At 72.6% G+C, this 12,827-nt stretch carries 12 protein-coding genes; 5 read left to right on the forward strand and 7 right to left on the reverse strand.

Annotated elements, in window-relative coordinates:
• The first annotated feature begins 92 nt into the window (after nucleotides 1-92).
• The 4 genes from tal to pgl all read left to right on the forward strand — a co-directional run bounded on the left by tal (nucleotide 93) and on the right by pgl (nucleotide 4,753).
• Complete coding sequence (gene tal, locus NUM_RS08820) at nucleotides 93-1,199, forward strand: transaldolase (RefSeq protein WP_207124305.1); 1,107 nt, start codon at nucleotides 93-95, stop codon at nucleotides 1,197-1,199.
• A gap of 71 nt (nucleotides 1,200-1,270) precedes the next feature.
• Complete coding sequence (zwf, locus tag NUM_RS08825) at nucleotides 1,271-2,821, forward strand: glucose-6-phosphate dehydrogenase (RefSeq protein WP_207124306.1); 1,551 nt, start codon at nucleotides 1,271-1,273, stop codon at nucleotides 2,819-2,821.
• Nucleotides 2,818-3,858 carry a glucose-6-phosphate dehydrogenase assembly protein OpcA gene (locus NUM_RS08830; protein ID WP_207124307.1) on the forward strand — a complete coding sequence of 347 codons (1,041 nt, stop codon included), beginning with the start codon at nucleotides 2,818-2,820 and terminating at the stop codon, nucleotides 3,856-3,858. The genes zwf and NUM_RS08830 overlap by 4 nt, the downstream gene beginning before the upstream one ends.
• Nucleotides 3,859-3,970: 112 nt before the next feature.
• A complete protein-coding gene (pgl, locus tag NUM_RS08835; protein WP_207124308.1) occupies nucleotides 3,971-4,753 on the forward strand; it encodes a 6-phosphogluconolactonase in 783 nt (260 codons plus the stop codon).
• Nucleotides 4,754-4,829: 76 nt separating this feature from the next.
• Here the strand turns inward: pgl and NUM_RS08840 are convergent, their stop codons facing one another.
• The 3 genes from NUM_RS08840 to NUM_RS08850 all read right to left on the reverse strand — a co-directional run bounded on the left by NUM_RS08840 (nucleotide 4,830) and on the right by NUM_RS08850 (nucleotide 7,419).
• Entirely contained in the window at nucleotides 4,830-5,171 is a 342-nt protein-coding gene (locus NUM_RS08840) for an RNA polymerase-binding protein RbpA (protein ID WP_207124309.1), read from the reverse strand.
• A gap of 166 nt (nucleotides 5,172-5,337) precedes the next feature.
• The gene (gene secG, locus NUM_RS08845; RefSeq protein ID WP_030447537.1) at nucleotides 5,338-5,592 is read right to left on the reverse strand and encodes a preprotein translocase subunit SecG; all 255 of its coding nucleotides are present in this window, start codon (nucleotides 5,590-5,592) and stop codon (nucleotides 5,338-5,340) included.
• Nucleotides 5,593-5,784: 192 nt separating this feature from the next.
• Complete coding sequence (locus NUM_RS08850; RefSeq protein WP_207124310.1) at nucleotides 5,785-7,419, reverse strand: ABC transporter substrate-binding protein; 1,635 nt, start codon at nucleotides 7,417-7,419, stop codon at nucleotides 5,785-5,787.
• 169 nt (nucleotides 7,420-7,588) lie between these two features.
• Here NUM_RS08850 and NUM_RS08855 point away from each other — a divergent pair, with 169 nt between their 5' ends.
• Complete coding sequence (locus NUM_RS08855; protein WP_207124311.1) at nucleotides 7,589-8,512, forward strand: DUF6082 family protein; 924 nt, start codon at nucleotides 7,589-7,591, stop codon at nucleotides 8,510-8,512.
• 15 nt (nucleotides 8,513-8,527) lie between these two features.
• Here the strand turns inward: NUM_RS08855 and tpiA are convergent, their stop codons facing one another.
• The 4 genes from tpiA to whiA form a co-directional block, all read right to left on the reverse strand.
• Entirely contained in the window at nucleotides 8,528-9,331 is an 804-nt protein-coding gene (gene tpiA / locus NUM_RS08860) for a triose-phosphate isomerase (RefSeq protein ID WP_207124312.1), read from the reverse strand.
• A gap of 4 nt (nucleotides 9,332-9,335) precedes the next feature.
• On the reverse strand, nucleotides 9,336-10,532 hold the full coding sequence (locus NUM_RS08865; RefSeq protein ID WP_207124313.1) for a phosphoglycerate kinase: 1,197 nt from the start codon (nucleotides 10,530-10,532) through the stop codon (nucleotides 9,336-9,338).
• Between the two features lie 8 nt (nucleotides 10,533-10,540).
• Nucleotides 10,541-11,551, reverse strand: coding sequence for a type I glyceraldehyde-3-phosphate dehydrogenase (gene gap / locus NUM_RS08870; RefSeq protein ID WP_207124314.1), 1,011 nt, complete (start codon nucleotides 11,549-11,551; stop codon nucleotides 10,541-10,543).
• Between the two features lie 285 nt (nucleotides 11,552-11,836).
• Nucleotides 11,837-12,823, reverse strand: coding sequence for a DNA-binding protein WhiA (gene whiA / locus NUM_RS08875; protein WP_030447543.1), 987 nt, complete (start codon nucleotides 12,821-12,823; stop codon nucleotides 11,837-11,839).
• Nucleotides 12,824-12,827: the final 4 nt, after the last annotated feature.

The following is a 12,827-nucleotide window of genomic DNA, read 5'->3' on the forward strand; positions in this document are numbered from 1 at the left end:
GTTTCTCGTTGAACCCATAGAGGGAACAGACACGAACGCAGCCGCGCGCCCCGCCGGCGGGCATGGCGAGCGGCAGGAGGTGAAAGCGCATCATGACCGACCGACTCGCCGAACTGTCCGCAGCCGGGGTGGCGCTGTGGCTCGACGACATCTCCCGGCAACGGCTCGTCTCGGGCAACCTGGACGAGCTGCGCCGGGACAAGCACGTCGTCGGGGTCACCAGCAACCCGACGATCTTCGCCAAGGCGTTGGCGGGTGCCGACGCGTACGCCGCGCAGGTCGCCGACCTGGCTCGCCGCGGGGTCTCGCTGGACGAGGCCACCCGGATGATCACCACCTACGACGTGCGCTGGGCCTGCGACGTGCTGCGCCCGGAGTACGACGCGAGCGACGGGGTCGACGGCCGGGTCTCGCTGGAGGTCGACCCGCGGCTCGCGCACGAGACGGACAAGACCGTCGCCGAGGCCGCCGCGCTGTGGTGGCTGGTGGACCGGCCGAACCTGTTCATCAAGATCCCGGCGACGCCGGAAGGCGTGCCGGCGATCACCGCCACCCTGGCGCAGGGCATCAGCGTCAACGTGACGCTGATCTTCGGCCTGGAGCGGTACGCCGAGGTGATCGACGCGTTCTTCGCCGGGCTGGAGCAGGCCAAGGCGAACGGGCACGACCTGTCCACGCTGGCCAGCGTCGCCTCGTTCTTCGTCTCCCGGGTCGACACCGAGGTGGACAAGCGCCTGGACGCGATCGGCGGCCCGGAGGCGGACAAGCTGCGGGCGACCGCGGCGATCGCCAACGCCCGGCTCGCCTACCAGCTGTACGAGCAGAAGTTCGGCTCCGACCGGTGGAAGGCGCTGGCCGCGGCCGGGGCGAAGCCGCAGCGGCCGCTGTGGGCCTCCACCAGCACCAAGGACCCGAACCTGCGCGACACCCTGTATGTCGAGGAGCTCGTCGCGCCGGGCGTGGTGAACACCGCGCCGGAGAAGACCATCTTCGCCTACGCCGACCACGGCGAGACCCGCGGCGACACCATCACCGGCAACTACGCCGACGCGCAGCAGGTGATGGAGTCGCTCACGGCGCTGGGCGTCGACTTCGACGACGTGACGGCGGTGCTGGAGCGCGAGGGCGTGGAGAAGTTCGAGAAGAGCTGGCAGGAGCTGCTGGACAGCGTGTCCGACCAGCTCGGCCAGGCGAAGTGACCGCATCCGCGGACGAACCCGCGGCCGCCGGGCGCACCCGCCCGGCGGCCACCGATGCAGGGAGGGCACCAGTGAGGCGGTCCGCCGCCACCGAGCCTGTCAAGGCTCGCAACCCGCTGCGCGATCCGCAGGATCGCCGGCTGCCGCGGGTACCGGAGCCGTGCGCGTTGGTGATCTTCGGGGTCACCGGCGACCTGGCCCGCAAGAAACTGATTCCGGCCGTCTACGACCTCGCGAACCGGGGGCTGCTGCCGCCCGGTTTCGTCATGCTGGGCTTCGCCCGGCGTGACTGGGGGCACGGCGACTTCGAGTCCATCGCCCGGGACGCGGCGCAGCAGCACGCGCGTACCCCGTGGCGGGAGCAGGTGTGGGCCCGGCTGTCGGGCAGCATCAAGTTCGTCCCGGGCTCGTTCGACGACGACGAGGCGTTCGACACGCTCGCCGCCACCCTGGACAAGCTGCGCGAGACGCACGGCATCCCGGGCAACGCGGCGTTCTACCTGTCGATCCCGCCGCCGGCGTTCCCGACCGTGCTCAAGCAGCTGGAGCGCACCGGGATGGCCGACAACGAGAAGTCCGGCGGCTGGCGCCGGGTGGTGGTGGAGAAGCCGTTCGGGCACGACCTGGACTCGGCGCGGGAGCTCAACGGCCTGGTGGACAACGTGTTCACCCCGACCGACGTGTTCCGCATCGACCACTACCTCGGCAAGGAGACGGTGCAGAACATCCTGGCACTGCGCTTCGCGAACACGCTGTTCGAGCCGGTCTGGAACTCGCACTACGTCGACTCGGTGCAGATCACGATGGCCGAGGACGTCGGCATCGGTACCCGCGCCGGGTTCTACGACGCGGCCGGCGCCGCCCGGGACGTGCTGCAGAACCACCTGCTGCAGCTTCTGACGATGGTGGCGCTGGAGGAGCCGGTCAGTTTCGACTCCGAGTCGCTGCGGGTGGAGAAGCTCAAGGTGCTGCGGGCGATCACGCTGCCCGACGACAAGAAGCGCTACGCCATCCGCGGCCAGTACAGCCAGGGGTGGGTCGCCGGTGAGCGGGCGATCGGCTACCACCAGGAGAAGGACGTCCCGCAGGACTCCACCACCGAGACGTACGTGGCGGTCCGGCTCGGCGTACAGAACCGCCGGTGGGCCGGGGTGCCGTTCTACATCCGGGCCGGCAAGCGGCTGCCGCGGCGGGTCACCGAGATCGCGGTGTCGTTCAAGACCGCGCCGCACCTGCCGTTCGCCAAGACCGACACCGAGGAGCTGGGCCACAACCAGCTGGTGATCCGGGTGCAGCCGGACGAGGGCGTCACGCTCAAGTTCGGTTCGAAGGTGCCCGGCAGCGCCATGGAGGTCCGCGACATCGCGATGGACTTCCTGTACGGCGAGGCGTTCACCGAGTCCTCCCCGGAGGCGTACGAGCGGCTCATCCTGGACGTGCTGATCGGCGACAAGACGCTGTTCCCGAACTCCCAGGAGGTCGAGGAGAGCTGGAAGATCGTCGACCCGCTCGAGGACTACTGGACCAACACCACGCCGTACCACTACCGGGCCGGTGAGTGGGGCCCGCGCGAGGCCGACGAGATGCTGGCCCGCGATGGTCGGACCTGGAGGCGGCCGTGATCGCACTGTGGGACACCACCGGTCAAGAGGTGGTCAAGGCACTGGCCGCGGAGCGGCGCAGCGCGGGCGGCGTGACCAGCGGCCTGGCGTTGACGCTGATCGCCGTGGTCGACGAGCGGCACGTGCGCGACACCGAGCAGGCCGCGATGATCGCCGCGCAGCAGCACCCGTGCCGGCTGATCATCGTGGTCCGGCGCAACGTGCTCGACCAGGACTCCCGGCTGGACGCCGAGATCATGGTCGGTGGGCGGCTCGGCCCGTGCGAGGCGGTCATCATGCGCATGCACGGCCGGCTGGCGCTGCACGCCGAGTCGGTGGCGCTGCCGTTGCTGGCCCCGGACGTGCCGGTGGTCACCTGGTGGCACGGCGACCCGCCGGAGAAGATCGCGTACGACCCGCTGGGGGTGGTCGCCGACCGGCGCATCACCGACGCGGCTCAGGCGCCCGACCCGGACGTCGCGCTGAAGTGGCGGGCCGAGGACTACGCGCCGGGCGACACCGACCTGGCCTGGACCCGGCTCACCCCGTGGCGCACCACGCTGGCCGGCGCGTACGACACCGCCGACGGCGCGGCCGCCGACAAGGTGACGATCAAGGGCGACCGGCACGACCCCAGTGTCCGGCTGCTGGGCGGCTGGCTGCAGGCGCGGCTGGGTGTCAAGCCGACGTACGCGGACGGGGACGGCAAGGCGATCGCCTCGGTCGAGGTGGCGATGGCGACGGGCGGAACGCTGAGCGTCACCGCCGACGACGGGACGGCCGTGCTCAGCCGCACCGGTTTCCCGGACCGGACGATGCCGCTGCTGCGGCAGCCGCTCGGCGAGGAGCTGGCCGAGGAGCTGCGCCGGCTCGACCCGGACGAGCCGTACGCGGCCGCCCTGTCGTCGACCACCGGCATCAAGGGCCTCAACGACCGGGAGAGCCAGCGGGTGCACATCTGGCACGACCCGGCGCTGGCGGAGAAGCCGGAGCCGGACGAGCCGGACACGCCGCCACCGGCGGCGCGCAGGAAACCGGCGAAGTCCGCCGGGAAGTGAGCCGGGACTCGGGGCGCGTCGCCATGGCGCGCCCCGAGTCGTCTCGGCGTCGGATCGGCCGCGACCCGTCGACGCACCGCCGGGCCGCCCAGCGACAGGAACGGAGAGATCGGTGAGTTCAAGGGTGATCGTGCACGCCGACGCCGAGGTGCTGGCGGAGGCGGTCGCGGCCCGGCTGGCCACCCGGCTGCTGGACGCGCAGGCGGCCCGCGGGGTGGCGACCGTGGTGCTGACCGGCGGGCGGATCGCGGACGCGGTGCACCGTGCGGTGGCGGCGTCCCGGGCGCGGGACGCGATCGACTGGTCCCGGGTCGACGTGTGGTGGGGTGACGAGCGGTTCCTGCCGGCCGGCGACCCGGAGCGCAACGAGACGCAGGCGCGCGCCGCGCTGCTCTCGGCGGTACCGCTGGATCCGGCCCGGGTGCACCCGATGCCGGCCAGCGACGGCCCGGACGGTGACGACGCGCAGGCCGCGGCGGAACGGTACGCGGCGGCGCTGGCCGCGGCGGCCGGCCCCGGCCACCAGACGATCCCGTTCTTCGACGTGCTGATGCTCGGGGTCGGCGAGGACGGGCACGTGGCGTCGCTGTTCCCGGAACACCCGGCGGCGCACCCGGACTCGTACGGTGAGGCGACGGTGATCCCGGTGCACAACGCGCCGAAGCCGCCGCCGACCCGGTTGAGCCTGACTCCCCCGGTGCTCGACTCCGCCGAGGAGGTGTGGCTGGTGGCGTCCGGCGCCGGCAAGGCACGCGCGGTCGAGCTGGCGCTGGCCGGTCCAGGCCCGGTGCAGCTGCCGGCCGGTGGGGTGCACGGCACCCAGGACACGGTGTGGCTGCTCGACCAGGCCGCGGCGGCGGGCGTCCCCGCCCGGTTCCGCTCCCCGCTTCGTTAGGTCCCTGCCCCGGCAGCCGATCCCGCCGGGCACGGCAACGGCCGGCACACCATCCGGTGTGCCGGCCGGCTCGTGACTAGGCGCGTCCGCTGCGAAGCCGGGCGAGCGCCTCGGCGAGGATCGCCTCGCCGTCGGTGTCGCTGCGGCGTTCCTTCACGTACGCGAGGTGGGTCTTGTACGGCTCGGTGCGCGGACGCTCGGGCGGGTTGTCCCGGTCGCGTCCGGCCGGCAGGCCGCACCGCGGGCAGTCCCAGGTGTCGGGTGCCGCCGCACCCGCCGAGAACAGCGGCCGAGCCTCATGGCCGTTCGCACACCAGTAGCTGACGTGCTGCCGGGGGGCCGGTTCGGCGTGATCGGCCCAGCGTGCCGGGCCGGCGCCGACTCGTGTTCCGCGGATGGCGCTGTTGCCAGTGGCCACGGTTCCTCGCTCCTGTCTTCGCGCTGGGGGGTGCAGAACGCAAGACACCACGCGAGTCCGCCACGACGGGCCGGGACAGACTCAGCGCGCGGCCGCACATTGCGGCCGCGCGCTGAGTTTATGACGAATCCCCTGTTCAGGCACCTGCCCGGGGGTGATTTTCACATTACGACTTAGCTTGGAACACTTTCAGCAACAATCCGAGGCCGACAATGCAGGCGAACCACAGCACGCCGCAGATGACGGTGAACCGGTCCAGGTTCTTCTCCGCGACCGACGAACCGGACAGGCTCGACGACACGCCGCCACCGAACATGCTGGACAGCCCGCCGCCCTTGCCGCGGTGCAGCAGGATCAGCAGCACCATCACGCCGCTGGTGGCGAACAGGAGGCCGGTCAGGACGTACACCAACCAGTTCATGCGGGGCGAATCCTCTCGGGTACATCGGGCGGTCCGGTCGGCGCCGGGTCGACACGTCGTGTGGACCGCCCGCACGAGGACAGGGCGCCGCACACCGTGACCGGTGTCCCAGCATAACCGGCCATCGGCGCACGACCACGGGCAGACCCGTACCGAAGCGCGCCGGCCGGCGGGCTCGACGGTACCCGTCGGTCACGCTCGGCGCAGGCCCAGGCCCAGCACGTCCGGTTCGCCGTAGACCGGCTGCATGACCGCACCGCCGACGTCGCCGCCGTACATGGCGAGGCCCCGCTCGTACAGGATCGGCACCACGGCGCCGCGGGCCCGGACGGCGGCGTCCACGGCGGCCCAGTCGGCGTCCTGCTGGCCGCGGCTGGTGGCGGCCTCGGCGGTGTCGATCATGTCGTCCACGGCCGGATCGTCGAGCTGGGACAGGTTGTAGTTGCCGCCGGTGGCGTTCTGCGCCAGCAGCCGCCCGTCGAACAGCGTCGGCAGGTACGAGGAACCGTTCGGCCAGTCCGGCACCCAGGCCGCGAGGACCAGGTCGTGCTCGGCCCGGGGGTCGCCGACCACGTCGTAGAACCGGGACTTGGGGATCGGGTTGGGGTGCACCTGGACGCCGATGCGCTGCAACGAGTCGACGATGGTCTGCGCCGCCCAGCGGAAGCTCGACACGTCCTGGTAGTCCAGCGTCAGCTGGTCCGGGCAGCGGCCGGTACGGCCGATCAGCGACACCGCCGCGGACAGGTCGCCGGCCGGGTCGGCGACCGCGGGATGCCGGACGGTCGGCGCGATGTCGCGCGGCAGCATCGTGGCGGCGTAGTCGCCGGCGACGAACCCGCCGACCGCCATCCGGTACGCCTGCTTGTCCAGCACGTGCCCGATCGCCTGCCGGCAGCGCAGGTCGGTGACCCGCCGGGTGTTGATCGCGAGGTAGCGGATCGCGCCGGTCGGCCCGGACACGGTGCGGGCGCTCTGCTGCGGGTCGTTGATGACCTGCTGGACGAAGTTCGCCGGCACGTTGTAGTCGAGCTGGATCGAGCCGCGGGCGCTGCCGCGGTCGGTGACCAGCGCGTCGGTCGACCAGCCGGGGTCGGCGCCGAACCGCACCACGAACCGGTCCGGGTACGCCGGCCGGATCGGGTCGCTGGCCGCGCGCCAGTACCGGTTGCGGGTCAGCACCAGCTCGCTGTCGGTGCGCCGGGCGATCCGGTACGGGCCGTCGGAGGCGGGCCGCGCGTCGTAGTCGCCGCGGGCGTCCAGGTCCGGCCGTACCGGCGCGAACACCGGCATCGCCACCACGTCGCCGAAGTCCCCGCACGGCTGCCGCAGGTGGAAGGTGACGGTCCGGCCGGCACAGCGCACCGACGACAGTCCCGGTGCCGACGCGTCGCCCGGCGCCGGCCCGTGGTACCCGGCGGTGTCGGCGAGCAGCTGCCGCGGGTAGCTCGGGCCGCCGGCCGCGGCGGGCGCGAAGCTGCGCTGCACGCCGTACTTCACCTGCGCGCAGGTGACCGGCTCGCCGTCGGCCCAGCGGGCACCGGTACGCAGGGTGAAGCGCCAGGTGCGGTTGCCGTCCGACGCCCGGCCGAGGTCGGTGGCGAGGTCCGGGTGCAGCGTCACCCCGGCGCCGTCCGGGTTGGTACGAAACGCGGTCAGGGTGCGGTAGATCAGCCGGCTGACGTTGAGCGCGGCCGTGGTGAAGGTGCGCTGCGGGTCCAGGTGCGCGAAGCCGTTGGACTCGGCCAGCAGGTAGACGGTCCCGCCGCGGCGCAGCCCGCCGGCCGGCTCGGCGTGGCCGGCCGGCCCCGAGCAGCCAGCGGCCATCGTGAGCACCGTCGCGCCAACCGCGACGACCCCCGCCGTCCGCACATTGTGTAGTCGTACCAGTACACCGTGCACATTGAGAAGATAGCCTCGGCCGGGCCGCGACCACCGAGCAGGGCACGGACGCCGCGACCGGTACGAGGTCGGGGGAAACGGAGAGGACGGCACCGTGACGATCGGCTCGGCCCGTACCGCCGTACGGGTGGCACTCGGGGTGTTCGTCGGCGCCGCCGCGCTCGGCCTCGTCGCGCTGTCCCCGCTGCTGCTGTGGCCGCTGCTGCACGCCCACACCGACGCCGACTGGCGGCGGCTCGGCGCCGTCGGCGACACGTACGGCGGGGTCGCCGCGATCGTCTCCGGTGTCGCGCTGCTCGGCGTGGCCGGTTCGCTCGTCCTGCAGCGGCGGCAGAGCCGGATCGAGCGCGAGTACGCGTTCCGCGAGTACCACCGCGAGATGCTGCGGATGTCGATGGACGACCCGGCACTCGCCGCGTGCTGGGGGCCGCGGCGCGACACCGGCCTCGACACCGATGTCGACCTCTACGTGACGCTGATGATCGGTTACTGGCACGCCGGCTGGCTGGTCGGCGCGTTCAACGAGCAGCGGCTGCGGCTGAGCCTGCGGACGTTCTTCGCCGGCGACGTCGGCCGGCGTTCCTGGCGCGAGCACGACAGCCAGCGCATGATCGGCCGCTCCCGGCGCAGCCGCCGCTTCTTCCGCATGGTCGACCAGGAGTACGACGCCGCGGTCGCGGCCGGGCCACCGGTCACCGTGCGACCGCGGCTGCGCGCCGGGCGGCCGGAGTACGACGCCACGGGCGGGTCGGCGGTCACCGTACGACCGCGGCTGCGCACGGGCCGGCCGGGCCCGGTACCGCCGCGGCCCGACGACGCGCTGCCCCACCGCGCGCGGCCCGCCACCGGATCGGACGCGGGGCCGGCCCGGGCGGGCACCGGCGCCGGGACGCCACCGGTACGGCGGGGCGGTCCGGCCGGTCGCACGGTCGCCGCAGGGGTGGGAGCGCTCGTGCTGGGCGCCGCGATCGGGTGGTGGGCACGCGAAAGGGGCGGGCGCCACGGCACCCGCCCCTGAACCGTTCGACCGGCGTCAGCCGAACAGGTCGCGGTACCGGCAGATCAGCACGAACTCCTCGACGTCCAGGCTGGCGCCGCCGACCAGGGCGCCGTCGATGTCCGGCTGCGCCATGATGCCCGCGATGTTCTTCGACTTCACCGAACCGCCGTAGAGGATTCGGATCTGGTCCGCCAACTCCGGCGAGTACAGCTCGGCCAGCTTGGCCCGCAGCGCCGCGATGACCTCCTGCGCGTCCTCGGGCGTCGCGGTCTCGCCGGTGCCGATCGCCCAGACCGGCTCGTACGCGACCACCAGCGACTCGGCCTGCTCGGCCTTGACGCCCTTGAGCGCCGCGGTCAGGTGCTCGGTGCAGTGCGCGACGTGCTCGCCGGCCTTGCGCACGTGCAGACCCTCACCGACGCACAGGATCGGCGCGATCTCGTACTTGATCGCCGCCCGCAGCTTGGCGTTGACGACCGCGTCGTCCTCGCCGTGCAGCTCCCGCCGCTCCGAATGCCCGACCAGCACGTACGAGCAGCCGAGCTTGGCGAGCATCGCGCCGGAGATGTCCCCGGTGTAGGCACCCGAGTCGTACGGCGAGAGGTCCTGCGCGCCGTAGCCGAGCAGCAGCTTGTCGCCGGCCACCAGGGTCTGCACGCTGCGGATGTCGGTGAACGGCGGCAGCACCACCGTCTCCACCGCCGACAGCTGCTTCTCGGTCAGCGAGAACGCGAGCTTCTGGGTCAGCGCGATGGCCTCGAGATGGTTGAGGTTCATCTTCCAGTTGCCCGCCATCAGCGGCCGGCGGCCCGGCACCGCCTCGGACTTCTTCGCCATCGGTTCAGGCCTCCAACGCCGCGACACCGGGCAGGGTCTTGCCCTCCAGATACTCCAGCGAGGCGCCGCCACCGGTGGAGATGTGCGAGAAGCTCGCCTCGTCCACGCCCAGCGCGCGCACCGCGGCGGCCGAGTCGCCGCCACCGACCACGCTGAACCCGGCACCGGCCACCGCCTCGGCGACCGCCTTCGTGCCGGCCGCGAACGGCTCGTACTCGAAGACGCCCATCGGGCCGTTCCAAAACACGGTGGCCGCGTCGGCCAGCTTCGCCGCGAACGCCCGCGTGGTCTCCGGCCCGATGTCGAGCCCCTTGTCGCCGGCGCCGATCGCGTCGACCCCGACCACCCGGGTGGCCGCGGTCGCCGACAACTCGCCCGCCACCACCACGTCGGTGGGCAGCACGATCTTGGCGCCCGCCTCGGCCAGCAGCTGCTTGCAGGTGTCGATCTGGTCGGCCTCCAGCAGCGAGTCGCCGACCCCGTGCCCCTGCGCGGCCAGCAGGGTGAAGCACATCCCGCCGCCGATCAGCAGCGCGTCGACCTTGGGCAGCAGGTTGTTGATCACGCCGAGCTTGTCGGAGACCTTCGCCCCGCCCAGCACCACCACGTACGGCCGCTTCGGGTCACTGGTCAGCGTGGACAGCGTGTCCAGCTCGCGCACCACCAGCCCACCGGCGAAGTGCGGCAGCAGCTTCGGCACGTCGTACACGCTGGCGTGCTTGCGGTGCACCGCACCGAACGCGTCGTCCACGTACGCCTCGCCGTAGCGGGCGAGCTTCGCCGCGAACTCGCCGCGCTGCGCGTCGTCCTTGCTGGTCTCCCCGGCGTTGAAGCGCAGGTTCTCCAGCAGCGCGACCTCGCCGGCGGCGAGCGAGGCGGTGACCGTGTCGGCCGACTCCCCCACCGTGTCGGTCGCGAACGCCACCGGCGCCCCCAGCAGCTCGGAGAACCGGGCCGCGACCGGGGCCAGCGAGTACTTCGGGTCCGGGGCGCCCTTCGGGCGGCCCAGGTGCGAGCAGACCACCACGTGCGCGCCGGCCTCGGCCAGCGCCCGGATCGTCGGCAGCACCGCACGGATCCGGCCGTCGTCGGTCACCGTGACCGACTCCTCGGTGTGCCGCAGCGGGACGTTCAGGTCGGCGCGCACCAGCACGCGCCGACCGGAGACGCCCTCCGCGAGCAGATCGTCCAGGGTTCGCATGAACGTCCTTACAGGTCGGCGCCGACGAGCTCGACCAGGTCGACCAGCCGGTTGGAGTAGCCCCACTCGTTGTCGTACCAGCCGAGGACCTTGACCTGGTTGCCGATGACCTGGGTCAGCGGCGCGTCGTAGATGCAGGACGCCGGGTCGGTGACGATGTCGCTCGACACGATCGGGTCCTCGTTGTACCGCAGGTAGCCGGCCAGCGGGCCGGACTCGGCGGCCGCCTGGTACGCCGCGTTCACCGCCTCGACCGTCGGGGCCTCGCGCAGCAGCACGGTCAGGTCGGTGGCCGAGCCGGTGGGCACCGGCACCCGCAGCGCGGCACCGGTGAGCTTGCCGTTCAGCTCCGGCAGCACCAGGCCGATCGCCTTCGCCGCACCCGACGAGGCCGGTACGACGTTGATCGCCGCCGCGCGCGCCCGGCGCAGGTCCTTGTGCGGCCCGTCCTGCAGGTTCTGGTCCTGGGTGTAGGCGTGGATCGTGGTCATCAGACCGCTCTCGATGCCGAACGCGTCGTTCAGCACCTTCGCCAGCGGGGCCAGGCAGTTGGTGGTGCAGGAGGCGTTCGAGATCACGTGGTGCTTGGCCGCGTCGTACTGGTCGTCGTTGACGCCCAGCACCACGGTCAGGTCCTCGCCCTTGGCCGGGGCGGAGATCACGACCTTCTTCGCGCCCGCGTCCAGGTGGCCGCGCGCGTCCTCGGCCTTGGTGAACCGGCCGGTGGACTCGACCACCACGTCGGCGCCCAGGTCCTTCCACGGCAGGCCGGACGGACCGACCTTCTCCGCCAGCGCGACGATGCGCTTGCCGTTCACCGTGATCGACTTCTCGTCGTGGCTGATCTCGGCGGGCAGCCGGCCCAGCACCGAGTCGTACTTCAGCAGCTGCGCGATCGTGGCCGTGTCGCCCAGATCGTTGTAGCCCACGACCTCCACGTCGGCGCCCTGTTCGAGCGCGGCACGGAAGAAGTTGCGGCCGATCCGGCCGAAGCCGTTGATGCCAACGCGGATGGTCACGCGACCCATCTCCTCACCAGAATGTCCGCCGGCCGAAGCCGGCCCGTCGTTGTCACAGGTGTGGGACCGCCTCGCCGCCGGTCCACGGGCACCCGGCACGCCGCCACCGTCGGCGGCGACGCTCGGACACCACCACCGCCGGCGGGGAGCGAGCCGTCGGCCTCGTCGCCGAACACACCCGACCCTATCGTTGCGACCCGCGCCGGCCGTGAGCGGCCGGCGCTACGGCCAGCAGACACCGACCCGGGCGCAGCCGAACCCCGAACCGCGAACCGGTGACGCTGCTCATGCCTCGCTGGCGAGCATCTCCGCGGTCACCGCCGACTCGGTGTCCGGAATCGACCGGTCGTGCGCCTGCTTGTCCGCCAACGCCAGCAGCCGCCGGATGCGTCCCGCTATCGCGTCCTTGGTCAGCGGCGGGTTGGCGAGCGCACCCAGCTCCTCCAGCGACGCCTGCCGGTGCTCCAACCGGAGCCGGCCGGCGACCACCAGGTGGTCCGGCGCCTCCGCGCCGAGGATCTCCAGCGCCCGGGTGACCCGCGCCGCGGCCGCCACCGCGGCCCGTGCCGACCGGCGCAGGTTCGCGTCGTCGAAGTTGGCCAGCCGGTTCGCGGTGGCCCGCACCTCTCGGCGGACCCGGCGCTCCTCCCACGCCAGCACGCTGGCGTGCGCGCCGAGCCGGGTCAGCATCGCGCCGATCGCGTCGCCGTCCTTGACCACCACCCGGTCGATGCCGCGCACCTCCCGGGCCTTGGCCATGATGCCGATCCGCCGGGCCGCGCCGACCAGCGCCAGCGCCGCCTCCGGCCCCGGGCAGCTGACCTCCAGCGAGCAGGACCGGCCCGGCTCGGTCAGCGAACCGTGCGCGAGGAACGCGCCCCGCCACGCCGCGACCGCGCAGCACACGCTCGCCGACACCACGTGCGGCGGCAGCCCGCGCGCCGGCCGGCCACGCAGGTCCAGCAGACCCGTCTGGCGGGCCAGCGCCTCGCCGTCCCGGACCACCCGGACGATGTAGTGGCTTGCCTTGCGCAGCCCACCGGACGCGAGCACGTGGATCTCGCTCGGATAGCCGTACACCTCGGCGATCTCGCGGCGCAGCCGGCGCGCCGCGGCGCCGGTGTCCAGCTCCGCCTCGACCACCACGTGGCCACCCATGATGTGCAGGCCGTCGGCGAAGCGCAGCATCGCCGCCATCTCCGCCTTCCGACAGCACGGCTTGGTGACATCGACCCGGCTCAGCTCGTCCTTCACGGCCCCCGTCATGGCCATCGTG

Source organism: Actinocatenispora comari (genome assembly GCF_017312725.1).
GTDB classification, from domain to species: domain Bacteria; phylum Actinomycetota; class Actinomycetes; order Mycobacteriales; family Micromonosporaceae; genus Actinocatenispora; species Actinocatenispora comari.